Annotated in this window: 22 protein-coding genes and 1 pseudogene; 2 read left to right on the top strand and 21 right to left on the bottom strand. The window is 46.7% G+C overall.

Annotated features, from left to right (window positions below; all coding sequences use genetic code 11):
* Positions 1-148 precede the first annotated feature (148 nt).
* Positions 149-1,810: an electron transfer flavoprotein-ubiquinone oxidoreductase gene (locus OU793_RS14490; protein ID WP_140103094.1), complete on the top strand. Its 1,662-nt coding sequence runs from the start codon at positions 149-151 to the stop codon at positions 1,808-1,810.
* A 67-nt stretch (positions 1,811-1,877) separates the two neighbouring features.
* Here OU793_RS14490 and OU793_RS14485 read toward each other — a convergent pair whose 3' ends face one another.
* Entirely contained in the window at positions 1,878-2,525 is a 648-nt protein-coding gene (locus OU793_RS14485; protein WP_053048034.1) for a glutathione S-transferase family protein, read from the bottom strand.
* A gap of 128 nt (positions 2,526-2,653) precedes the next feature.
* On the opposite strand from OU793_RS14485, the gene OU793_RS14480 reads away from it, so the two are divergent.
* A complete protein-coding gene (locus tag OU793_RS14480) occupies positions 2,654-3,487 on the top strand; it encodes a LysR family transcriptional regulator (RefSeq protein WP_025635971.1) in 834 nt (277 codons plus the stop codon).
* A gap of 15 nt (positions 3,488-3,502) precedes the next feature.
* On the opposite strand, the gene OU793_RS14475 is transcribed toward OU793_RS14480, so the two are convergent.
* From OU793_RS14475 to OU793_RS14380, 20 genes and pseudogenes are all read right to left on the bottom strand, one after another.
* Positions 3,503-4,075 (bottom strand): protocatechuate 3,4-dioxygenase, encoded by a 573-nt coding sequence (locus OU793_RS14475; RefSeq protein ID WP_053048033.1) that lies wholly within the window; start codon positions 4,073-4,075, stop codon positions 3,503-3,505.
* Positions 4,076-4,245: 170 nt separating this feature from the next.
* Positions 4,246-4,914, bottom strand: a complete 669-nt coding sequence (gene artM / locus OU793_RS14470; RefSeq protein ID WP_053048032.1) for an arginine ABC transporter permease ArtM — start codon at positions 4,912-4,914, stop codon at positions 4,246-4,248.
* Positions 4,911-5,600, bottom strand: a complete 690-nt coding sequence (gene artQ, locus OU793_RS14465; RefSeq protein ID WP_005498519.1) for an arginine ABC transporter permease ArtQ — start codon at positions 5,598-5,600, stop codon at positions 4,911-4,913. The genes artM and artQ overlap by 4 nt, the downstream gene beginning before the upstream one ends.
* A 1-nt stretch (position 5,601) precedes the next feature.
* Positions 5,602-6,345 (bottom strand): arginine ABC transporter substrate-binding protein, encoded by a 744-nt coding sequence (locus OU793_RS14460; protein ID WP_140103095.1) that lies wholly within the window; start codon positions 6,343-6,345, stop codon positions 5,602-5,604.
* Between the two features lie 88 nt (positions 6,346-6,433).
* Positions 6,434-7,220 (bottom strand): annotated as a pseudogene (locus OU793_RS14455) (arginine ABC transporter ATP-binding protein ArtP).
* A 348-nt stretch (positions 7,221-7,568) separates the two neighbouring features.
* A complete protein-coding gene (locus tag OU793_RS14450) occupies positions 7,569-8,954 on the bottom strand; it encodes an FAD-binding oxidoreductase (RefSeq protein WP_140103096.1) in 1,386 nt (461 codons plus the stop codon).
* A gap of 501 nt (positions 8,955-9,455) precedes the next feature.
* Positions 9,456-10,559 carry an NADH:flavin oxidoreductase gene (locus OU793_RS14445; protein ID WP_140103097.1) on the bottom strand — a complete coding sequence of 368 codons (1,104 nt, stop codon included), beginning with the start codon at positions 10,557-10,559 and terminating at the stop codon, positions 9,456-9,458.
* A 578-nt stretch (positions 10,560-11,137) separates the two neighbouring features.
* On the bottom strand, positions 11,138-11,653 hold the full coding sequence (locus tag OU793_RS14440) for a hypothetical protein (protein WP_193237395.1): 516 nt from the start codon (positions 11,651-11,653) through the stop codon (positions 11,138-11,140).
* A gap of 462 nt (positions 11,654-12,115) precedes the next feature.
* Positions 12,116-13,030 carry a heme o synthase gene (gene cyoE / locus OU793_RS14435; protein ID WP_195183103.1) on the bottom strand — a complete coding sequence of 305 codons (915 nt, stop codon included), beginning with the start codon at positions 13,028-13,030 and terminating at the stop codon, positions 12,116-12,118.
* On the bottom strand, positions 12,991-13,302 hold the full coding sequence (cyoD, locus tag OU793_RS14430) for a cytochrome o ubiquinol oxidase subunit IV (protein ID WP_025577163.1): 312 nt from the start codon (positions 13,300-13,302) through the stop codon (positions 12,991-12,993). Before cyoD ends, cyoE begins: the two co-directional genes overlap by 40 nt.
* Positions 13,302-13,904 (bottom strand): cytochrome o ubiquinol oxidase subunit III, encoded by a 603-nt coding sequence (cyoC, locus tag OU793_RS14425; protein ID WP_021448088.1) that lies wholly within the window; start codon positions 13,902-13,904, stop codon positions 13,302-13,304. Before cyoC ends, cyoD begins: the two co-directional genes overlap by 1 nt.
* Positions 13,894-15,930, bottom strand: a complete 2,037-nt coding sequence (cyoB, locus tag OU793_RS14420) for a cytochrome o ubiquinol oxidase subunit I (RefSeq protein WP_020835098.1) — start codon at positions 15,928-15,930, stop codon at positions 13,894-13,896. The genes cyoC and cyoB overlap by 11 nt, the downstream gene beginning before the upstream one ends.
* A 4-nt stretch (positions 15,931-15,934) precedes the next feature.
* A complete protein-coding gene (cyoA, locus tag OU793_RS14415) occupies positions 15,935-16,816 on the bottom strand; it encodes a ubiquinol oxidase subunit II (protein WP_025586853.1) in 882 nt (293 codons plus the stop codon).
* Positions 16,817-17,454: 638 nt separating this feature from the next.
* Entirely contained in the window at positions 17,455-18,213 is a 759-nt protein-coding gene (locus tag OU793_RS14410) for an SDR family oxidoreductase (protein ID WP_021821509.1), read from the bottom strand.
* 75 nt (positions 18,214-18,288) lie between these two features.
* Entirely contained in the window at positions 18,289-19,191 is a 903-nt protein-coding gene (mmsB, locus tag OU793_RS14405; protein WP_005498503.1) for a 3-hydroxyisobutyrate dehydrogenase, read from the bottom strand.
* A 38-nt stretch (positions 19,192-19,229) separates the two neighbouring features.
* The gene (locus OU793_RS14400) at positions 19,230-20,354 is read right to left on the bottom strand and encodes an enoyl-CoA hydratase/isomerase family protein (protein ID WP_140103661.1); all 1,125 of its coding nucleotides are present in this window, start codon (positions 20,352-20,354) and stop codon (positions 19,230-19,232) included.
* Between the two features lie 8 nt (positions 20,355-20,362).
* Entirely contained in the window at positions 20,363-21,148 is a 786-nt protein-coding gene (locus OU793_RS14395) for an enoyl-CoA hydratase (protein ID WP_159408165.1), read from the bottom strand.
* A 41-nt stretch (positions 21,149-21,189) separates the two neighbouring features.
* Positions 21,190-22,344: an acyl-CoA dehydrogenase family protein gene (locus tag OU793_RS14390; protein ID WP_140103659.1), complete on the bottom strand. Its 1,155-nt coding sequence runs from the start codon at positions 22,342-22,344 to the stop codon at positions 21,190-21,192.
* Positions 22,345-22,364: 20 nt separating this feature from the next.
* On the bottom strand, positions 22,365-23,858 hold the full coding sequence (locus OU793_RS14385; RefSeq protein WP_140073553.1) for a CoA-acylating methylmalonate-semialdehyde dehydrogenase: 1,494 nt from the start codon (positions 23,856-23,858) through the stop codon (positions 22,365-22,367).
* A gap of 29 nt (positions 23,859-23,887) precedes the next feature.
* Positions 23,888-25,114, bottom strand: a complete 1,227-nt coding sequence (locus OU793_RS14380; protein ID WP_159404314.1) for a thiolase family protein — start codon at positions 25,112-25,114, stop codon at positions 23,888-23,890.
* Positions 25,115-25,358 lie beyond the last annotated feature (244 nt).

Below are 25,358 nucleotides of genomic sequence, written 5' to 3'. Positions count from 1 at the left end.
GGTTTAATTTTCAAACACATGTCACTCTTTCATGCTTCAAAGATATGACTACCTCTCATCGAATTCACGTTTACGTTAACTGAGCTATAGTTTTCTATATAAACGAAAAATGTCACCCAGATGACGAAAATAAAAAGGAAGCACAAAAATGGAACGTGAATGCATGGAGTTTGATGTGGTGATCGTCGGAGCTGGCCCTGCGGGGTTAAGTGCAGCATGTCGATTAGCACAGTTGAACCAAGATCGTGAAGGCGAAGCGCTGTCAATTTGTGTGGTAGAAAAAGGCTCTGAGGTCGGCGCACATATATTATCTGGCGCGGTGTTAGAAACTCGCGCCTTAGACGAGCTTTTCCCAGATTGGAAGGAAATGGGAGCGCCCGTTTCAGCCCCCGTTCAACATGATGATTTTCTCTATCTAACAACGGAGCTTAATCATATACGTGTGCCCCACTTCCTCACGCCTAAACCCATGCATAATGACGAAAGCAACCACGTTGTTAGCCTTGCTAATCTTTGTCGCTGGATTGCTACTCAAGCTGAGCAACTTGGCGTTGAAGTTTTTCCTGGTTTTGCCGCTGCGAGCATTAACTACGATGAATCAGGTGCCGTTACTGGAATCACCACCAGCGATATGGGGCTGGATAAAAACGGACAAGAGAAAGCCAATTTCGAACCGGGCATTGAGCTTAAAGCCAAATACACGCTGTTTGCTGAAGGGTGCCGTGGGCATTTAGGAAAAGAGCTCATTCGTCATTTCGATTTGGATGCAGGCAAACAACCTCAGCATTACGCACTAGGCTTGAAAGAGATTTGGGAACTGCCAACTGATGCGAAAGATTTTACTGGCAACGTCATCCACTCCGCCGGTTGGCCATTGAGCGAAACCAACACAACTGGTGGTGGATTCCTCTATCACATGGAAAACCGCCAAATTGCGGTTGGGTTGATTGTCGATCTTAACTATCGCAATCCCCACTTGAGCCCATTCGATGAGTTTCAGCGCTTTAAACACCACCCTGCAATCAAACAATACCTAAAAGGGGCGCAGCGTATCGCTTATGGCGCAAGAGCCATCGCAAAAGGTGGGTTATCTTCTTTACCGAAACAACAATTCCCCGGCGGTTTATTAATTGGCTGTGACGCAGGAACACTTAACGTTGCGAAGATAAAAGGCAGCCACACCGCGATGAAATCAGGCTTACTAGCAGCAGAAGCCATTCATCAAGCCTTACAAGACTCAAGGTGTGAACCTGATTATCAAACGCGATTTGAAGCCTCTTGGCTGTACGATGAACTCGCCGAAACGCGTAACTTTGGAGCGAACCTGCATAAGTTCGGTAGCCTGTTTGGCGGAGCTCTTTCTACCTTCGAGCACAACTTGTGGCTTCCTCTGATTAAAAAGCCAATACCGTGGACAGTGAAAGACTATTCCCACGATCACGAACAGTTAAAACCCCAAAATGAATGCCCGCCGATTGAGTATCCAAAACCGGATGGAGAAATCAGCTTTGATAAACCATCTTCGGTGTTTTTATCCGGCACACAACATGAAGAAAACCAACCGTGCCATCTTGTTTTGACTTATCCTCATATCCCCATCGATGTGCACCTCGGGTTGTTTGATGAGCCAAGCCAGCGTTACTGCCCTGCCGGGGTTTACGAAGTGGTCGAAATTGATGGGAAAGTGAAGTTTCAAATCAACGCCGCGAACTGCGTACATTGTAAAACGTGCGATATAAAAGATCCGTCACAAAACATTACGTGGAAGACGCCTGAAGGCGGTGGCGGGCCTAATTATCAGAATATGTAGTCAATAGAGCATGATAGCACCGTGTCTATCATGCTCTGTCTTTCAAGGGTGAAACAAAATCGAGGACTTAAACCTCTACTCCTGCTTCATCTTCTTCCACAATATCTGTTTCTTGACTTGCTTCCGCTAGCCACTTTTGTACCGCTTGGCTTGCTAGCACTTTTTGCTGGTAAGCTTTAGCGCCTTGGGACAATTCAATGCCATAAGTTTCAAAGCGCAATGCAACCGGTGCATACATAGCATCGGCAATCGACCACTCTCCAAACAAAAAAGCGTCTGGGAACTTTGCCATTTGCTCAGACCAAATTGCGTCTATGCGTGCAATATCCTTCAGTGCTCCATCGCTCAGATCTACTTTTCGACGTGCGCGACAGTTCATCGGTAACTCGTTTCTCAAATCAAAAAAGCCCGAATGCATTTCAGCCGAAATCGCGCGCGCTTTCGCTTTGTCCACTACATGGCTCGGCCACGCCTTTCCCTGTAGGTACTGCTCGTTCACATATTCCAAAATCGCTAAGGAATCCCAAACCGTGACTTCGCCATCAACCAATGTTGGCACTTTGGCCGTTGGTGTTACGCTCGCCAGCTTGTCGTAGAAGTCTTCAGTAAACAGCGTTAGCTTAGTCACATCCACTTTTAAATCGTATTGAGAAAAAATGAGCCACGCTCGCAATGACCAACTTGAGTAGTTTTGATTTCCGATAAAGAGTTGCATTGTTGCCTCCATGCCAAATGGTGTTGTTATTAATTAAAGCGTGAAATCACAATATCTGATTGTTTTATTTCAAACTAACGGATAGTTTTGATGGGACACTTCAACAAAAACGATGGATAGAAAAGAATATGGATATTGACGCGCTGCGCAGCTTTCTTGCGTTTGTAGAAACAGGCAGCTTCACTCGAGCTGCAAAACAAATTAATCGCACCCAATCCGCGTTTAGTGCTCAAATGCGAAAGCTTGAAGATGAACTCCGTGTCAGCTTATTCGAAAAGGAAGGTCGCAACCTTGTACTGAGCGAAGCGGGTATGTCACTTCGTGCGCACGCAGAGCAACTCGTAAGTTTGCACAATCAAGCCGTCAAGCAAGTAAAACGCTACGAAAACAAACGCCCACTGCGTTTAGGATGTCCAGAAGACTATAACGATAGTCTGCTGCCTAAAGTCATCCGCGTATTGCAGCAAACCGAACCGACCTGCTCTATCCAGGTGTACAGTGAGCCAAGCGTGACGCTCCGTGAATGGCTAGATGAAGGCAAATTAGACGCCGCCATCGTGACTCGTGCACCCGATAGCGAAGAAGGATACTGGCTCGCAAGTGATAGAGGCGTGTGGATCAGTCACCCCGATTTCGCTATCGACGAATCACAGCCAGTCCCTCTCGCGCTATTTCAAACCGATTGTAAATACCACGCCGCCGCTATTAATGCGCTGACCAAAAGAGGAACGCCATATCAACTCTTAGCTTGCTGTAACACCTCTTCTGCGCAGCGAGCCATTGTTCGCTCTGGCATGGCGATTGGCGCGATGGGAAGAATCAGTGTCACAGATGATCTGAAGATCTTAGAAGATCTACCTCCACTACCGTCGGTGGATATTGTTTTGGTGACTGGTGTCGAACCTCATCCCATACTAGACAAAGAATGCTTGTCGCAGTTGGCTGAGTTGATGCCTTGCTAGCGAACATCAAACAGATTAAGCAATCACGAAATCGAACGTTCCGGCAATTCGCCGATCAATATTTATCGGCTCAAACTGTAAATGGTCGCGGGCTTTACCACCCCACCATTCGTTGCCCGTCTGTCCTTTCAAATAGAGTTGGGTGGTCAACAATTCGTGGTCGCCACGCCACAGTTTGACGTGAATGTGAGGAGGTCTTGAGCTGTATGGGACAGGAAACAGCGTTTGGAAAAGATAGCGTCCATCTTCTTCAGTTACTGTCGCGCCAAAACCTGAAAAACTTGGGTCAAACTTGTTTTGGCTGGGTTGATTCGGATGATCATAAATCCCTTGGCCATCACACTGCCAAATTTCTATTTTTACGCCAGAGATAGGACGACCAAACACATCCAACACTTTACCTTGCAATGTTATCGCCTCTCCGATCAAAGTATCCGGTTTCAATACTAAATTTTGGCGAAGTGGAATCTTCACCACGGGATAAAATGGCCCTTCGGTCTGAGAGGGCGTCGGACGCATCGAGCTTTCCGCTTTAAGAAATGGCGCAAACATCAATGTCCATAGCGCAAGAAAATGTCGTCGTTCCATGTTACTACCCAGAAAAATCTACTCACTTAAGTTTGGTGAAAGATGCGCAGTTTTCCACTTCCGGGTAAAACAAGAGAAGAGAAATAAAAAATGCCCCTACCAGAGAGTCAGTCGCAGAGGCATGGTGAAATTGAAGATGTGATGAACTTAAATCAACAATGGTTTGGTATTTATACGGCTTCAAAAGCCAGAGCTTTCTTCTCAACTTGGCGGAAGATAAGCGTCAGAATCCCGTTCACGCTCAGATAAAACGCGCCTGCTACACCGAAGACCATTAATGTATCGTAGGTTTGAGCATTAATGCGCTGAGCATAGCCCATCAAGTCCATGATGGTGATGGTGCTTGCCAAAGACGTGCCTTTGAACACCAAAATCACTTCGTTTGAGTAAGCAGGCACCGCGCGGCGAATCGCATAAGGAAGTAACACACGTAACGTGGCACTTTTGTTCATACCCAGCGCACGACACGCTTGCCATTGACCTGAAGGAATAGCATTAAACGCACCTTTAAAAAGCTGAGTACTGTACGCGGCAGTATTTAATGCCAACGCTAACATGGCACAGAACCAAGGTTGGCTCAGCCAAGTCCACAGCACACTCTCTCTAACTGCATCAAATTGACCCGGACCGTAGTAGACCAAGAAAATCTGAACCAACAACGGTGTCCCAGTAAACAGCGTGATGATGCCACGGCTTACCCAGTGCAAACCCGGAGTGCGTAGAATCAACGTCAAGGTCATCAATAGTGCAAGAATACAGCCGACAGTCAAAGACGCAGCCGTTAATTGAAGGCTAGTGCCTAAACCATCCAGCATTTGCCATACATGTTGTTCGTTCATGCGTTTGCCTCCTGCCCCATACTCATGCCTTGGATTGAGAATTTCTTATCAATCACTTTGACCGCGCGCTGCGTGATAAGCGTGATCACTAAGTAAATCGCCGCTGCCGTCGCATACCAAGTAAACGCTTCGTGCGTTGCTGCCGACGTAAGCTGAGCTTGTTTCAGCAGATCCGTCACGCCAATCAAAGAAACCAGCGCCGTGTCTTTTAGCAAAACCAACCATTGGTTGGTTAAGCCAGGAAGCGCATGTCGCACGGCTTGTGGCAACACAATGCGCACAAACGCGTGAAACTGACTGATACCGAGTGCGCTTGCAGCTTCTCTCTGTCCTCTGCCTACGGCTTTTAATGCGCCGCGCAGAGTTTGAGAAGCATAGGAAGCGAAGATCAACGATAACGCCACCACACCAGACAAAAACGGGCTAACCTCAATAAAGTCTCCGGTGATTAAAAACAGAACCTGAGTCGAACCAAAATAGATGAACAATACGACAAGGATTTCTGGCAAGCCACGCACCACCGTAACAAACGCCGTTGTAGGCCATTTCACGAATACGCGACGAGACATTTCACCACTGGCGAATACCACTGCCAGAATTAAACCGACTAAAAGGCTTGTGAAGGCTAGCTGAACCGTCATCCAGCTAGCTTGTACAAGCGATAAAGAGTAACCCGTTAACGCCATATTACTTACCGAAGTACTTGTTGTAGATTGCGTCGTATTCGCCGTTCGCTTTCACGGCTTCTAGCGCTGTGTTTAGCTTGTTCACAAGTTCATCGTTGCCTTTGTTTACTGCGATACCAAAACCATTACCGAAGTATTTAGGATTCGTAACGCGCTCACCAACGTACGCAAGGTTGTCTTCCTTCTTGAACCACTCCGCCACTACCGCTGTGTCACCAAATACAGAATCAATACGGCCATTCTTCATGTCGATGAAAGCATCTTGGTAGCTTGAGTAAGGAACCGACGTTACACCCGGCATTTGCTCGATAAGGTAGCTTTGGTGAGTTGAACCGTTTTGAACGCCTACACGCTTACCTTCTAACGCGTTTTGGTCAGCGACTTTATCTCTGATAGAAACAAACGCTGCTGAGTTGTCGTAGTAAGCATTCGAGAAATTGACTTGCTCAAGACGCGCTTCAGTAATGTCCATTGCAGAAATAGCCGCATCATAACGTTTGAATTTTAATGCAGGGATCAAGCTATCGAAAGATTGGTTGTGGAAGCTACATTTTGCGTCCATTTCCTTACATAGAGCATTCGCCAGATCCACATCGAAACCTTGGATTTGATTGTTCTCATCCATGTATTCGAATGGGGCGTACGTCGCCTCCATCGCGAATTTGATTTCATCTTGTGCCACTGCGTTTGCTGCCACGTTTGCAGAAATAAGGCCGATTAGTGAAGTTAGTAGAATCTTTTTCATTGCAATACTCCGTGTGTACGTCTTGGGCTGACACTCGCAATGACAGCCGAGCTTATCTGTTAGTTGACTGAATTTATTGGTGTTGTTTTTAGTGCTTTAGATAATCAGCAAACTGTGTGGTTTGCGGGTTAGCAAAAGCGTCGTGCGTACCATGCTCTACGATGTGTCCTTTCTCGAGGTACAGAACGTGGCTAGCAATCTTCTTAGCAAAATCGACCTCATGCGTCACTACGACTTGGGTGATGCCAGTTTCGCTTAAATCTTTAATAATCTTAACGACTTGGTTAGTAATTTCAGGGTCAAGAGCTGCGGTCGGTTCATCAAAAAGCAAGACTTCCGGTTTCATCATCAATGCACGAGCAATCGCCACACGTTGTTGCTGACCACCAGAAAGCTGCATCGGCCATGCGTCGGCCTTATCAGCCAAATGCAACGTAGACAAAATTTGCATCGCTTGGGTTTTAGCTTCTTCTTTATCCATTCCAGACACTTTAATAGGCGCTTCAATCAAGTTCTCCATGACCGTCATGTGTGGCCACAAGTTGTACTGCTGAAATACCATGCCCACTTTACGGCGAAGCGCTAATGTGTGGCCACAAGTTGTACTGCTGAAATACCATGCCCACTTTACGGCGAAGCGCTAAACCTTGCTTTTCTTTGATTTCAGCCGAGAAATCAAAGACGTCATTAGCGATGTTTAACTTGCCGTTATCCGCCCCTTCCAAAAGGTTTAGAACACGTAATAAAGAACTCTTCCCCGCGCCGCTTGGGCCCAGTAACACTAGCGTTTCACCGTTTTCACAATTGAAACTCACATCGTGAAGAACTTGTGTATCACCGTAGGATTTGTTGATTCCGCTTACCTGAATACTCATGCTGCAATACCGCATTAATTGTCACTTGGCATTCATCTTACCAACAAGGAGTTTTTATGCAATAAAAATGTATAAAAATTTAATTTGTTAACTTTTTGTATAAGAAACGAACAGCTAGATAGATAATATGACTGGTTTGATGAGTGTGGTTTTTACAGAATTTGTTGATCAAAAAAGCCAGCTTACTTGCTGGCACTTATCTAACCTTGCATATATCGATAACCCCCAGAAAATTATGAAATAGTTCAGGATTGAATACCGGACAAGAATACGTAGCTTTGACCGTGGCTACGTATTCTTGAGTTACCAAACAGATACAACATAACGAAGAACAGAATATCGAGTCACTCACTCTGGCTTGATGTTCTGATTCATTCTGAACAAGTTATTTGGATCAAACTTCTTCTTCACTTCTTGTAAGCGCGCATACGTTGGGCCATATGCGGATTCAGTGCGTTCTGCTTCATCTTGCGTCAAGAAGTTAATGTACGCACCGCCACTGGCATACGGTTTGGTTTTGGCAAAAAAGTCTCTCGCCCACGCGATACAAGCTTGGTCATCTTCTGCGGAGTCCCATCTCCCGTGCACATTTAATACGTAATTAGCGTCACGGCTAGAATAAGCCATAGATTCAGGTTCTGGTCTAGATGCCGCGCAGCCAAGAGAAGCGATAAAAATCTCGCATTGAGGCGATGGTAACTTCCCTGCGTATTCTATCGCCGCATCAATAACACCTTCGCTTAGCGAGTTAAAGTTATGCGATTTCCAATAGTTACGTGCGCCCGGAGTGAGTAAGGGATCAAACGCTTGTTGCCATGCAGCAAATGGTTGTACGCCAACATGCTCACCATGTGCGTCACCAAAATCTCTGAGTGGTTCAATTAGCTTTTCACCCTCGGATGGGTTGCCTGCATAACATATCGCCAGTACGACTACTTCTTTACCGTGAACGCTTTCAGGTAAGAATGGGAGTGGCGGTGCTTTACGACTCACCATCCACACACTTAACTCTTCTGGCGCAGATTCGGTGAATCTTGCAAACTGCGTGATGACCGATTTGGCTTGTTCAAACGGGAAGACAATCAAACCACTCAGTACTTCAGGGCCTACGGGATGCAATTGGAATTCAAACTGCGTAACGATGCCAAAATTACCACCGCCTCCGCGAAGCGCCCAGAAAAGATCTTCGTTTTCTGTTTCACTGGCAAGCAATTGGCGTCCGTCGGCAGTAACAACGTTTGCAGAGACTAAGTTATCTATCGTCATACCGTATTTACGGCTCAACCAACCAAAACCACCACCTAAAGTAAGACCAGCAATACCAGTGGTAGAGTTAATTCCTACCGGGGTCGCTAACCCGTGTTTTTGAGTGGCTTCGTCTAAGTCGCCTAAGGTACAGCCCGGCTCAACAAACGCTCTCTTGGCATTTTCATCAACTCGGACTTGGGTAAGGAGCGACAGGTCGATCATGACCCCATTATCACAGACAGCGTTGCCCGCAATATTGTGTCCCCCACCTCGTACAGAAAGTAGCTGACCATTGTCTCGCGCAAAGTTAACCGCCATCACAACGTCATCTGTCGACTTACAGCGAGCAATCAAACTCGGCTTGCGATCAATCATGCCATTCCAGATTTGGCGAACTTCATCGTAATTAGATTCGGTAGGTAAAACGACGTCACCTTGAAAGTGACTTTTGAAATGTTCAATGGTTGTGTTTTCTAAACTCTTCATATTAGTTGCCTCTCACGTTTTACATGAGCGCTTGTAAAAAGTGATGCAACTACGAGCTTGTACAAGCTTCCTCACTGTTAAACGTGACGTTTTAGTAGTCATTTTCTAGTAAACAACACACGCATCAACACAAACCGCATTCGAGCGTCATCATTCACTTCCGGCACAAGCTTGGAAACCTAAAGTGCAGAATCGGCAATCCATTGAGCGTTCAATATTGCAGATCCTTTACCTTACCCTCGTGCCTAGTTTGAAATAAAAACGCTTAAAGTTTAGAACGCCACTGAGTTTCATCTATGAAACACTGTCTTATTATTGATATTTTTGACGATTAATATTATTCCCATGTTTTATCAATGAGATGGAATTAAAAAATCGATAGGACTTAGTTGATGAGAAAAGCCAAACCAAAACGCAGCTGTCGAGTGTTTATGATAATACGGCCATAAAACCAAGCCTCCTTAGATACGAGGAGGCTTCTTCATTGGCTATGTAAACTCACTAACTGCGGCGGTTTCGGTTCTTATATACCACACAGAAGTTGCCGCGCTTAGTTCGGCATTTAGAGCAACGTTCACAGTCTACTGGTGCGCGATTGCCTTCTTTCCAACGTTTAATCAACTGTGGCTCAGCGAGTAGAGGACGTGAAACAGCAAAAAACTGGATGTTGGTATTCTCTGCAATGTTCTCGATCGCATCAATATCGCGTAACCCGCCAACCGTAATCACGGGGATATGAATATCTTGACTGATCACTTGCCCGTATTCGTGAAAATAGCCTTCTTCTTGCAGTGTGTAACCATCGAATCTTTCACCAACAAGTTCGTTTGCTTTGCCGTGAATGTTGCCGGAGACGATGATCGCATCAACGCCCACTTCTTCGAGTTTCTTACACACGATGCGTGTTTCATCGAATGTTAAACCGCCGTCAAAGAATTCAGTCGCGGTTAGCTTCACAAGAATTGGAAACGCATCCCCCACCAACGTTCTGGTCTCAGAATAAATTTCCAAAAGCAAACGCATACGATTTTCTAAGCTGCCTCCGTATTCGTCTTCGCGTCGGTTGTAGTACGGGCTTAAAAACTGGTTGATTAAGTAAGTGTGCGCGGAATGAATCTCGACACCGTCAAAACCGGCTTCTTGAGCTCTTTTACTCGCTAATGCAAATGCTTTTACGATGTAGTCGATTTCATCCTTCGTCATCGCTTTGCCTTGAGTATTCGTGCCGCGCTCAGGCACATCACTCGGAGCAAAGATCACGCGCTCACCGACGTTATAGGTGGTTTTAGTACCGCCATAAGCAATTTGCATCACAATTTTAGAATCGTACTGATGAACCAGTTCTGTGAGTTTTTTGTATTCTCCGATGAAAGAGTCATTGTAAATACCCATCATCCCTGCGTTGGGCTTTTCTTCTTCAACGATATTGGCGTAACCTGTGACGATTAACCCGACTTCACCTTTAGCAAGCTCTTCGTAAATATCGTAAAGCTTTGCCGTCATGTGGCCATCTTCGGTCGCCATGTTTTCCCACGTTGCGCTACGCACAAAGCGGTTCTTTAGGGTCATGCTGCCAATGCGGGCTTCGGAAAACAAAATACTCAAAACCAGTCCTCTTAATTCGTTTTTATTGTTTGACGCGTTTGTAAATCAACAAGAACGAAAAAGGAACAGCGATACATAATGCATGGCTGTTCCTTCTCTGAATCCTTGAGACTTAACATCAACAAGGCGCACCTTACTGTTTTGAGGAGGACAAAACTTTAATCTGGGTTAAGGTTTGGTGGGATGAGTCTTAATACAACAGAATATTGGGTGGAAATAGTTTAGGAGAAGCGCCAAGCCGAGTAAGCCCTTCTCCACAAGGCCCGCTCTATAAGCCAGAGGCCTTCATAGCGAATTGAGTTTTCATTTTCAAAGATGCTGGCTTTACACAAAGCACATAGTGTTCTTTATTATTTCGCAATGTCCTAAGCAAACGACCGCGGACCTCAGAAGAAAGCCAACTCATTGGACTTTGTCCCACAGCCATTGGCCTTGGCACCATGTCGATTAGGTCGCTACATTTCTTTGACTCTTCTAGAAGTTTATATGTTAAATCGAACATGTCCGCGTTCACTGGCCATTGATTTGCTTGAGGGCCATATAAACTAATCCAGAATGTCTTTAGGTTTCTCTTTTCTTCAATTGTTAAACTCATTATTTTTCTCCCGAATTGACTGATAAAGGTTTTTAAAAAGCTCATCTGAGCCCAAAAAGGTAAAATGATGTATTAGACTAGTATCTAATATAAAAATCTGTCCACTTTGGCTTTCAGAATCATAGAAACCTAATATTTCTAGCCCACCTTTAACCTCAATAACTTTATTATCCTTCGTAATACCTAATGTCTCAGATAACTCATTAGAAGCTGCGTTTAACCATTGTGGAAATAAACTATTTTCCGTTAGCTTGAACAGAGATCTAACAAATTCTTTTTCAACACCAGTTAAATCTATGGGAGAAAAAAACTCTTTAGGACTCAAAACTTCATGAGAAATATGGCTATCGCCAAATTTAAATATAAGTATGTTACCCGTATGAAGTATTGTTTTTGATAAGGGGACATCGAGCACAACGTTTTGAGATAGATGTAACTCTTGACTTTGTGCAAAGCATTGAAACGAGAGTACTAAGGCTAACAGTTTTATAAACTTCATTTTATACACGACTCAGATTTGATTTTATCCAAATCTTCATATGGCAATCTTTTAATGTCTATAAACGTAGAAACTGTTTCTTCGAAATGCGACTAGCCTAATAAATCTCTGCAATTGTTAAATATGTAAGCTAAAATTACTTTTCAATATGAGTTGATTATCAACCTTAAGTCTATTTTCAATATTAAAGCACGTAGTATCCAACCAACTTGTAACTCGATCATATATTGTTAATTCATCTTGCAAGCCATTGATTTATTAAAACAATTATTTTTAGAGCGCACGGTCAATGAAAGGGAGAAAATAAAAACACAAAAATGGAAATGTATTAATAGATGCAATGAAATAGAGTTAAAGCGAAAATATCCTCTCACTTCAACTCCATGTTTTGACAGTTCCAGAGTTCTATTGCAAAGCACTTTTTGCAAGCATCTAAAACTATGGTTATCCGTTGTCTAGCCTTTAAAGAGCAAGAGGTATCAACTCGACGCCAAGCACACCACTTATCCCCATCACCACCAGCAACGAGACTTTAAATACCGACTTCGACCACGCGACGTAGTTACTGTCGTCAATACTGCGAAAGGTCACTTTCGTCCACATAAAGCAAACGACAGCCGCAACCGCTAAGTATTCATACCCAGCTTCACCAAGTAAAAATAATCCCAACGATACTGCGCCAAAGGCCACCACATACGCTTTCATGTGTCGGTGTGCTTTATGAATACCCTCTTTAACGGGTAAAACCGGAATCCCCGCTTCTCGATAGTCTTGCATACGGAACATCGCAATCGCGTAGGAGTGCGGCATTTGCCATAAACAAAACATGGTAAACAGCAAAATCGCTTCTAAGCTAATGAAGTTGGTCACCGCCAAGTAGCCCACTAATGGCGGCACGGCGCCAGAGATGCTACCAACGAGAGTGCCGTATACTGAGTTGCGCTTGTACCACATAGTGTAGAAGAACACGTAGTAGACGTAACCGAGTAGCACCACGACCGCCGAAAGCGGATTAACTAATTGGAACAGCAGTGCCGTTCCCACCAGTAACATCGCCAAGGCATAGACAAAGGCGACATCAATATTGATGTTCCCTTTTACGGTCTCACGATTTTGTGTCCGCGCCATCTTTTGATCGATATCGCGGTCAAAAATATTGTTCACTACACAACCTGAAGCAATCACCAGCCCCACACCAGCCAAGGTTGTTAAAAACAACGTCAGACTCGCTGGTTCTGATTTTGCGGCGAGGAAGAACCCCGCCGCAACTGAGATCAGATTGCCGAAAATAATGCCCGGTTTGGTGATAGACAAATAACTTTTCAGCATACCCGTGCCTACAACTTCATGTTGACGTTCATGTTGTAAATAATCCAGATCGAACCGGCAATCAGAATCAGCACAACAATGGCGGTAAACATCAATGACACCAAGTTCCAACGCCCATCTGACGTTTTCGCTTCCATGTGTAGGAAGTACTTGAAGTGCACAAAAATCTGCACCAAAGCACAAGTAAACATCACAACGTAAGTGTTGCTCGCTGGCAGCGTTTGCGCCCAGACGAAGTAAAACGGAATCACCGTTAAGATTAGCGACGCAACGAAGCCTTTTACGTAATCCGACGAGCTGGTTTCAACATGTTGGCCCATTACATCACCCCCATTAAGTAAACGATGGTAAAGACACAAATCCAAACGATATCTAGGAAGTGCCAGAACAGGCTCAAGCAGTTAAAACGCATTGCCATGTTGTCGTTCAGTCCTTTGGTTGAAAGCTGGTGATAAGCCACCACTAACCAAATCAGACCGAATGTCACGTGCAGGCCGTGCGTACCAACCAGCGTAAAGAATGCCGATAGGAACGCACTGGTTTGTGGGCCATAGCCTTCTTTAATCAGGTGATGGAACTCGTAGACTTCCATGCAGATAAAGCCCAGACCTAGCGCAAACGTCACTAGCATCCAACGCTTGAGACCCGCCACGTCGTTGCGCTTCATCGCGATAATGCCAAAACCGAAAGTGATACTGCTGAATAGCAGCAACATGGTTTCGACAAACACGAAAGGCAGTTCGAAAATCTCTTTACCTGTAGGACCGGCAATCGAGTTGCTAGACAGCACAGCGTATGTCGCGAACAAAGTCGCAAACAATACGCAGTCACTCATCAGGTAAACCCAGAAACCAAACAGCTTGTTGCCATTCGTGTCATGATGGTGATCGTGGTCATGATGAGCTGCGACATTAGTTTGCATAGGTCACCTCCAGATCATCGCTGTTTTCGTTGTCTTTCACGGTTTCTTTCTTCGCTTCTTCTAGCTGAGCTCGGCGAGCGGCTTCGATCGCTTTGATCTCTTCCACTTCAACGTAGTAGTCCACGTCATCGTTGTAGCTGTGTTGAATACACGTCACAACGATACCCACCAAACTTGCTGCCGCTAGCCACCAGATGTACCAGATCATCGCAAAGCCAAAGACCAGCGCCCAAGCCGACACATAAATACCCGTTGCCGTGTTCTTCGGCATATGGATGCGTTCGTATTCCACTTCTTTCATTGGATCGAACTCGCCACTTTGTTTTTGATACCAGAACGCGTCCAGTACATCGCCTTTTGGCAGATGAGCAAAGTTGTAGAACGGCGGAGGTGAAGACGTTGCCCATTCCAATGTACGGCCGCCCCACGGGTCACCCGTTAGGTCACGGTTTTGCTCACGGTCACGAATACTCACGTAGATTTGGATGAACTGAGACAATACGCCCAGAGCGATCACAACCGTGCCCGCCGCCGCAACAGCCAATAGCGGGAAGTATTCCGGGTTGATGTCTTGGCTCAGACGACGGGTCATCCCCATAAAACCCAGCGCGTAAAGCGGCAAGAACGCCATCAAGAAACCGACAATCCACAGATAGAACGCGCGTTTGCCCCAAGTTTCATTCATGGTGAAACCGGTCGCTTTCGGGAACCAGTAAGTGATCGCCGCAAAACAGCCGAACACCACACCACCGATAATCACGTTATGGAAGTGTGCAATAAGGAATACAGAGTTATGCAGAACGAAATCCGCACCCGGTACCGCCATCAGTACGCCCGTCATACCACCAACGGTGAAGGTAATTAGGAAACCTACCGTCCACATCATCGGTGTGGTAAAGCGAATGCGGCCTTTGTACATAGTGAACAGCCAGTTGAAGATCTTCACCCCGGTTGGGATGGAAATGATCATCGTGGCGATGCCGAAGAAGGCATTCACGTTCGCGCCAGAACCCATGGTAAAGAAGTGATGCAGCCAAACCACGAACGCAAGAATGGTGATGACAATCGTCGCCCACACCAGTGAGGTGTAACCGAATAGCTTTTTACGCGAGAAAGTTGCCGTCACTTCTGAGAACACACCAAAGATAGGCAGCACCAAGATGTACACTTCTGGGTGGCCCCATGCCCAAATCAGGTTGACGTACATCATTACGTTGCCGCCAAGATCATTGGTAAAGAAGTGCATGCCCAAGTAACGGTCGAGCGTCAGTAGTGCGATGGTGACAGTCAGAATTGGGAACGAAATGATGATCAGAATGTTGGCACATAGCGACGCCCAAGTGAAAACTGGCATCTTCATCATAGGCATTGACGGTGTGCGCATACGCAAAATGGTGGCGAAGAAGTTCACACCCGTTAGCGTGGTGCCGACACCAGATATCTGCAACGCCCAAATCCAATAGTCGACCCCGACGCCCGGACTTGCTTCAATGCCAGACAGCGGCGGATACGCCAACCAACCTGTACGGCCAAATTCACCCAAACCTAGCGACATGTTAGTTAGGATCACACCAACCACAAACAGCCAGAAGCTTAAGTTGTTCAGGTACGGGAAAGCCACGTCACGCGCGCCGATTTGCAGCGGTACAATGATGTTCATCAGACCAATCACGAGCGGCATCGCAACGAAGAAAATCATAATCACGCCGTGCGCGGTAAAGATTTGGTCGTAGTGATGCGGCGGCAAATAGCCTGCTTCACCCGCAGAGGAAAGTAGCTGCTGGCTACGCATCATCACCGCGTCCGCAAAGCCACGTACAAGCATCAGCATCGCCACTGCGATGTACATGAAGCCAAGTTTTTTGTGGTCTACCGAAGTAAACCATTCATTCCATAGGTATTGCCATTTTCCAGCTTTGGTTACGGCAACCACCACGGCTAATCCCACTAACGCGACGATCGCCAGCGTGATGATGATGATCGGCTCGTGATATGGAATTGAATCCAGAGTTAATCTTCCAAACATGTGATTATCCTTGGTTTTCAGGCAAACAGTTCATGGAACCCGGATGTTGGGTTACGACGTTGCTGAACAGAAACGGAGGAATACTTGAGAACAGAGTGACAGGCGCAGCAACGCTTGGCTCAGCCAGCGAGCTGTATTGCTCCCAATCTTCGATTCGATCAGGGCTCGCTTTCACTTTTTGCACCCAGTTGAGGAACGCAGCGCGATCCGGCATTGCGGATGCGGTGAACTTCATCTGCGAGAAACCTTCACCGCTGTAGTTCGACGCAAAGCCCTTGTAGTCCCCTTCGTGGTTAGCGATCAGATTCAACTTAGTCACCATGCCTGGCATCGCGTAAATCTGAGTACCCAAACGCGGGATAAAGAACGCATTCATGATGTTGTCTGAAGTCAGCTTAAAGGTCACAGGCACATCTTTCGGAAACGCCACGTAGTTTACGGTCGCGATGTTTTCTTCCGGATAGATGAACAGCCATTTCCAATCAAGCGAGACCACTTCAATCGTCATCGGTTTGACATCACTCACCAGAGGTTTGGATGGCTCTAGTTCGTGGGTAGAACGCCAAGTGATGGTGGCAAGAATGGCGATAATGATGATGGGAATTGTCCATACCACCACTTCGATTTTGGTCGAGTGCGACCATTCTGGTGCGTACTCTTCGTCGGTGTTACTTGCTCGGTATCGATAAGCGAAGTAAATCGTCATCAGAATCACAGGGATCACGACGATTAACATCAGCAAAAGAGCGGTGATGATCAGCTCTTTTTCTTGGACACCAATGGCACCTTTCGGGTCAAGCAAAGCGGAATTACATCCTGAGAGGAAAAGTATGACGCACGCCAAACTCCCCCTCGACAAGATGCGTTTATATCTTGAGGCTTCCATTAACTTTCTCGATGGTTGTCTGGTTTCAAAGCAAATGCCATTACGTTCGGTATCAAGCTAAGAACCAGTTGTTATAGTCATTAGAATGTTTATGTGTTGAGCATGTGCAACATTGGGATCATCGAGTATCAAACGGGATTGCAGCGTGGTTAAAACCACACTTACAGTGTGAGTTTAATGTTACACTTTGAAACACAATGTTACATTTGGCGCATTATGAGGAGTAAAAAGTTAAAGCTCATTAGTCACAACTGGAAACTAACCTTCCAATAATGAAATTTAGGTGTGTAAACCACCAGCTAAAACTCTCGCGTAAAATTGACGTGCCACAGAGTAAAAGCCATATTTAATAAGGTGTTAGATAGACAGGAAAGAACGGACTGATGAATTGATCATAAATCCGGTGATAGTTATAAGATGATTAAAAATCAAACCAAAGAATTGTGACCAACATCAAATTAATGATTTCACGCAATATTTAAATGGTATTTATTCTTAATTAAATATGGCACGAATTTTATTTACCACATGAATGTGTGTATTGGTATTAAAAAGAAAGCAGATACAGCCCTCAATGCGACTCGTCACCGAGCAGACAAATATGCTTCCCTGAGGGAGTCATTCTCTGAAAAAAGCGTTTACATTCGGATTCCGCCATCCACCTCAAGCACGCGGCCAGTGAAGTAATCACTCTCAAGAATGTATTTGACGGCATGAGCGATTTCACTCGCTTCCCCCATTCTCCCTACCGGAATCATCTTTTCTAGACGTTCGATCGCCTCTGGCTTCATTTGATCAGCCATCGCCGTATGTACAACCCCTGGCGCAATCGCAGCGGCTCGAATGCCATACCTAGCAAGCTCGCGTGCCCACGTTGTTGCCATGGTAGCGACCGCCGCTTTGGAGGCGGAATAGTTAGTTTGACCAATATTCCCGGCTCTCGCAACGCTGGAGATATTGATGATGACCCCTTGTGAGCCACTTTCAATCATTTTTACAGCAGCCTCACGCCCACACAGAAATGTTCCCGTGACATTGACATTCATGACGAGATTAAACTGCTCCAAAGACATTTTGCTGATAACGCCATCTTTGGCTTTTACAAGCAAACCATCTCGCAGCACTCCCGCATTGTTGATGAGTCCATTAAGCTGACCGAAATCTTGAAGAATAGCATCAAATGTTGCTTCCACATCCGATTCATTTGTCACATCAACCGGATAAGTGAACGCTTTCGCACTTAACATCTGACATTGTGATTGTGTCTCTCGTAAACCGATTTCATTCACATCGAGCAAAGCCAAATCAGCTCCGGATTGAGCGAGGGTAATCGCCATCATTTGGCCCAGCCCCTGCCCTGCACCTGTAATCGCAATAACGCTATTTTTTATGTCCATATTTGCTCTCCCAAACTTGTCGATGCTTAGACACGAAATATCGAAACTGGGAGCTTATCGCTCCCAGCACAATGGTCATTTGTTGTTCTTATAGAATTCAAACAGACTTGAGAAATCGAGCTCGCCATGACCGCTCGAGTTATGGAATGCATAGAGGTTACGCGCCAACGCTCCCATAGGCACCGAGGAGTGGGTTTGCAATGCGGCATCTAATCCCAAACCTAAATCCTTTAGCATCAGCTTGCTCATAAAGCCCGGTTGATAATCATGGCTGGCTGGCGCGCTATCCATCACGCCCGGGCATGGATTATAAAGCTCTAACGCCCAGTTTCGTCCCGAGCTTTGCAGCATGATGTTGGACAAGACTTTTGGATCGAGCCCATGATCAATGCCTAAGTTCAGCGCCTCACACGTGCCTGACATCAAAATACCCAGCATCAGGTTATTACAGATTTTAGCCATCTGCCCATCGCCAGCTTTACCCGCATGAAAAACGTTTTTCCCCATGTACTGCAAAATGGCGTTCGCTTTTGAGAATGCCTCATCCGAGCCACCGACAATGAACGTCAACGTAGCCGCTTTAGCTCCCGCAACGCCACCCGAAACCGGTGCGTCGACAAACAACAAACGCTTGTTTGCCGCTTCATTGGCAACCAATCTTGCTGAATCGGGATCGATCGTCGAACAGTCAATCAATAGCGTATTCGGTGCGACAAGGTTCATCACGCCAACGCCCCCGTGTAAATCCCCTAAATACACCGACCGAACGTGAGACCCCGCTGGAAGCATGGTGATCACGGTGCTTGCACCATCCACCACTTCTTCGAGCGAGCTCGCAACCACTGCCCCAAATGGCATCAGTTGTTTTGCGGCTTCCACATCCACGTCAAATATTTGCACGTTAAACCCTGACGCTAACAAGTTCTGCGCCATTGGATTCCCCATTCGACCCAACCCAATAAATGCGATGGTACTCATGATTATTCTCCTTATTGACCTAACGGCTAACCTAGCGGCTATTCACCGAGCTTGGCGAGCGGGTGCTCATCGTCAGCCCAAAGCGAGGTAAACAATAAGTCGATGACATCTTCATCGACTTCACTGACCGTTTTAAACATCCAGTTTGGCTCACCATCTCGGTCGATAAGGCGAGCACGAACGCCCTCTTCAAATTCCCCTAAGAGCGCACAACGAACCGACAGGCTCAGCTCCAATCGGAAGCAGTCTGCAAGTGGTAAGCGGTGATATTCTTTGACTTGTCGAAAGCAGATATGAGCAGTAATTGGGCTGCCTGACGAAAATGTTTCTTTCGCACCTGCAATCCACGGGCTGCTGTCTTCCATCGCCATAATGCGTTGAGCAATGAGGTTGAGGTCTACGCCTTTGCAAGCTTCTTTGATTTGCTCGAGATGAGGGCAGATTTGCGTGGTTGGTTTGCTGTCGATGATTTGTTCTTCCAACAACGCCAACAGCGCACTAACCAGTTCCTTCGCACCAGAAGTCCCCCATGGCACTTTTTGTAACTCTTTTAACAAAGTGGGATATTGCTCTTCCAGCAACAGCCAATCCGCCAGACCAGTAGTGACAGCGTCACTCGAATTAACGAGCGCTCCGGTCAAGCCAAGAAATAAACCCACTTCGGGATCGATTTGACTAAGGAACCAAGTACCACCTACGTCTGGATATAGTCCGATGTTGATTTCTGGCATGGCTAAACGCGATATTGGCGTAACAACCTTGTGGCTTGTGCCCATAAACAGCCCCATGCCACCACCCATCACGATGCCTTCACCCCATCCAATGATGGGTTTGTTGTAGGTATGGATTAAATAGTCACACTCGTATTCCAACGCAAAGTATTTTGTGCAAAATTCTACGGTCGCTTCTTTGCTCTCATTGTGCATGACGTGATACATCGCCCGCACATCCCCGCCAGCACAGAATGCTTTTTCTCCCGCACCACTTAACACCACACAAACCACGTGCGGATCATGTTGCCATTTGATCAATTGATCGTGAAGTTGAAGCAACATATCGAACGTCAATGCGTTCAGTGATGGCGTGTTATCCAACGTCGCGACGCCGATGCGATGTACGCCATCGACACAATCCATTTCTGTAATGGTGACCGTTCCTACCATGAAGCCTCCTATTGGTTCTTCCAGTTAGGTGGACGCTTTTCAAGAAAGGCGCGTACGCCTTCTGTTTGATCTTCGGTATCAAATAAATCGAGGAATAATTCACGCTCTTTCATTAAGCCGTGTTTGAGTGGCGCAGAGCGCATGTTTTGAATCAAAATTTTGCACGCGGCGACCGAAGATGGCGATTGATTTGCAACCGAATCAGCCATCTCAATCGCTTTACTTAAGGCTTCCCCTTTTGGCACTAACTCCTCCGCTAAGCCTAGCTCTTTTGCCAGAGAGGCGCTGATTTGTTCGCCGCAAAGAATCATGCGTTTGGCCCATCCTTCGCCAATAAGCGCGGTGAGGTTTTGTGTGCCACCAGCGCAAGGAAGCAGCCCAACTTTCGCTTCTGGCAGCGCGAGTATGGCTTGCTCTTCGACCACTCGAATATCACATGCCAACGCCACTTCTAGCCCACCACCCATGGCATAACCATTAATGGCAGCAATAGATACACCTCGAAACTCGGAAAGGGTTTCAAACGCTTCACCAAAGCAGCGCGCCATCTCTAATGCGCGTGCTTTGTCACCATCAGCAAACAACTTGAGATCCGCACCTGCCGAGAAAAACTTGTCACCACTACCAGTAATGACCAAGGCATATACGTCTTTATTTTGGTTAAGCGTGCACACCAACGCTTTTAAAGCGTGAAGGCTGTCTGCCGTCCACGTGTTCGCGGGGGGATTATGCATCGTAATCACTGCGACGTGATTTTGAATGGTGTGCTCAATGGCTTGTGGCGTTGATGGCATAATGTGACTTCCCCTTTTGATGGCGCAGACCCGATAACTTGTTAGAGCAACGCTGACGTTTCTGAGAGCAGACGACGCGCGATGATCAGACGCATGATTTCATTAGTGCCCTCAAGAATTTGATGTACGCGAACGTCACGGAAATAACGCTCCATGGGGTACTCTTTTATGTACCCGTAACCGCCGTAGATCTGCAACGCCTGGTCGCAAATTTGAAAACCGACGTCGGTTGCAAAGCGTTTCGACATCGCGCAGTACGTCGTCGCATCGGAATCGTCTCGATCGAGTTTGCTGGCGGCATAACGCACCAATTGCCGTGCTGCGACAAGCTCCGTCGCCATGTCCGCTAACTTGAATTGCAGCGCCTGAAATTGCGCTAACGATTTTCCGAACTGCTTTCGCTCCTGCATATATTGCGTAGCTTGATTCAGAGCTTGTTGCGCCGTACCAACGGAACAGGTCGCGATATTAATGCGCCCACCGTCCAATCCTTTCATGGCAAATATGAAGCCTTGCCCTTCTTCGCCCAGTAAATGACTTGCTGGAATAACGACATTTTCAAACGTAACCGCGCGTGTTGGTTGACTGTTCCAGCCCATTTTCGGCTCTTTTCGCCCATAACTGATGCCGTCAGCTTGAGCAGGAACAACAAATGCAGACACACCTTTGGCACCCGCTTCGCCCGTTCGCGCCATCACGACCAAAACATCCGTCTCTCCTGCACCGGAGATAAATGCTTTACCGCCATTCAACACGTATGTATCGCCTTTTTTGTGCGCGGTTGTACTCAACGAAGCGGCATCCGACCCCGCATTGGGTTCCGTCAAGCAATACGAACCCAACCATTCTCCGGTGACGAGTTTAGGACAATATTTGGCTCTCACGTCTTCGGTCGCGAAACTCGCCACCATCCAACTCACCATATTGTGGATGGTCATGAAAGCAGTCGTCGACGTGCACCCCATTGAGAGCTGCTCAAAAACAATCGACGCATCCAAACGGCTTAACCCCAAACCACCATGTTCTTCTGGCGTATAGAGGCTGAGAAAACCCAGTTCTCCCGCCTCTCTCAATACGTCTTTGGGAAAGTTCTGTTTTTCATCCCACTCTGCGGCCATTGGTGCTAAACGCTCTAACGAAAACTGCTGAGCCGTATCGGCAAATGCACGTTGATCTTCATTAAGTTCAAAGTCCATAAAAGCTCCTTGCTGTTCACTCAGCGCAGTTGAATGGTCAAATTCGGCCCTGTTGGGATGTCATCATCAAACCATCTCGCCGTTACCGTTTTAGTCTCGGTGTAAAAACGCACAGCTTGCTTGCCATACGCATGCAAATCACCATAGAAACTGCCCCTCCACCCCGTGAAGGAGAAGAATGGCAAAGGCACCGGAATCGGAACATTGATACCGACCTGACCAACTTGAATCTCGTGCTGATATTTCCGTGCTGCCGCGCCATTAGCGGTGAATATCGACGTGCCATTACCGTAAGGATTGCGATTGACTAGCTCGATCGCCTCTTGCAACGTCTCTACTTCAATGCAGACCAAAACTGGGCCAAAAATCTCTTGGGTGTAAATCGACATATTCGGCGTTACGCCGCTAAACAGCGTTGGCCCGATCCAATTACCATCGGGAAACCCTTCGACTTCACATTGGCTGCCATCAAGTTCACACACCGCACCTTGTTGTTTGCCTAACTCAATCAAACCCAAAACGCGCTGCTTGGCTTGCTCACTGATCAATGGGCCATACGCAGCATCCTCATCATCCCAAGCGCCGGGATGGATTTTCGCCATTTCTTGTTTGAGATCGGCAATCCAGGCTTTTGACTCACCAACAAACACCGCGACTGAAATCGCCATGCAACGTTGCCCTGCAGCACCAACCGATGATCCCACCAAGTTGTTGATGACGTGCTCTTTGTTAGCATCAGGCATGACAACCATGTGATTTTTAGCGCCAGCAAAGGCTTGTACGCGTTTAAAGTATTGAGTTCCCGTGGTGTAAATGTACTGCGCGACAGGCACTGAGCCGACGAAAGACACCGCGCGAATATCGGGATGAGCAAGCAAGAAATCGACTTGATCTTTGCGGCCATGAACGATCTGCAATACGCCTTTTGGCGCACCCGCCTCTTCAAAAAGCTCAGCTAAGCGAATCGAGGTTAAAGGCACTTGCTCGGAAGGCTTAAGAACGAAAGTGTTACCGCTCGCGATTGCGATGGGAAACATCCACAACGGGATCATGGCAGGAAAGTTGAACGGAGTAATGCCGCAGCACACACCCAAAGGCTGGATGAGAGAGTAGCTATCGATCTCAGTCGCGACATTTTCGACCGTTTCTCCCATCAGGTTGCTGGCAATGTTGGCCGCTTGCTCAACCACTTCTATGCCGCGCCAAACATCGCCTTTGGCATCGGCAAAGATTTTGCCCGTTTCGTGCGAAAGTAAGGTTGCGATTTCATCATGATGTTCTTTCAAAAGATGCTGATAGCGAAGCATCAAACGCGCTCGCTCTGATACCGCCACCTCTTTCCAAGATTGAAAAGCCGTTTGCGCACTTTCGATGGCCGCTTTCATCTCAGCATTTGTCGAACATGGCACATACGCGATTACGTCATTGGTGGCGGGATTGGTGACCTCAACCCAATCTGAGGTTTGAGACTCACGAAACTCACCATCAATAAATAAGGGAACCAAACGAGTCATCATTTACTCCTTTGTTAACTGTGCAGAAATTACAGCGGGATCTCGATACCTATCGCTGTTGCCTCGCCACCGCCAATACACAGTGACGCAACGCCTCGCATCACTTTCTTGTTGCTTGCATCCCCATCAATTCCCAGTGCTTGTAGCTGTCTTAAACTGTGGAACAATGTGACCAAAATTCGAGCCCCACTGGCACCAATTGGATGCCCGAGCGCACAAGCTCCGCCTTTAATATTGACCTTGCTTGAATCAAGCCCTAATTCCGCAACCGCAATTTGTGTCACTACCGCAAAGGCTTCGTTGATTTCCCAGAGATCAATTTCGTCAATCGACCAATCCAGTTGCGACAACAATTGTTCAATGGCGTAGACCGGAGCTAACGTAAACTCATCCGGCTTTCTCGCATGAGTCGCGTGCGATTTGATGATGGCAAGCGGGGTAAGATTTTGATGGCGCGCCGTCTCTTCATCCATCAAAATCAACGCGGCTGCGCCATCGGAAATGGCACTGGAGTTCGCCGCAGTCACTGAGCCTTTTTTATCGAAAGCGGGTTTGAGCTGAGGAATTTTTTCTAGATCGATGGAACGAGGATGTTCATCATAATCGAGGTGGGTTGTGGCTGTTTTTGTCCGGATGTCAATGGGTGCAAGTTCATCATCAAACAAACCGCGCTCTTGCGCTTCTAACGCACGTTTTGCAGACATGGTTGCCCACTCATCCATTTTCTCACGGCTAAATTTGAGCCTATCTGCAATTTGCTGAGCATAGACGCCCATCAAGTGCCCTTCGTAGGCATCCTGCAATCCATCAAGAAACATGTGATCGTAAGTGGAGTGATGCCCTAATCGCATGCCATTGCGCGCCTCTTTCAACAAATAGGGCGCATTCGTCATGCTTTCCATACCTCCAGCAACAGCCGTTCGAATGGTGCCAGCTTTGATCAAGTCATGAGCAAGCATGATGCTTTTCATTCCCGAACCGCAAACTTTATTGATGGTTGTGCACCCTGTACTGGGTGGTAAACCCGCACCGAGCGCTGCCTGTCTAGCCGGCGCTTGTCCGCATCCGGCTGGTAGCACGCAGCCCATCAACACTTCATCAATTACGGTCTCAGAAAGTACGTTTTCACCCAGCGATTTCATCGCGGCCTTTATGGCAAATGCGCCTAACTGCGGTGCGGAGTACGGTTGCAACAGCCCTTGAAAGCGCCCAATTGGCGTTCTTTTCGCACTGACAATCCAAATGTCGTTTCCCATGATTCGCGTTCCCTAACGGTGTATCACAGCGTACGAACTACCCACCACAATTGCCTATTCAGGTTTTCTCACCTCAAACGATGAAGCTCTATCCCTTATCCGGCAACGAAATTATCGCACTGTGATTTCTTGACGTTTACGTAAGCATAGCACTAGCCTTTACAGTGAGGTAAAGAAACACATTGATAACAACCTAATTTTTATTCAGTCATGGTCAGATTTCGAGAAGCTGGATTTTTATTCG

Source organism: Vibrio sp. VP6 (assembly GCF_028823755.1).
Taxonomy (GTDB): domain Bacteria; phylum Pseudomonadota; class Gammaproteobacteria; order Enterobacterales; family Vibrionaceae; genus Vibrio; species Vibrio parahaemolyticus.
This window is presented reverse-complemented; position numbering and strand designations above follow the sequence as displayed.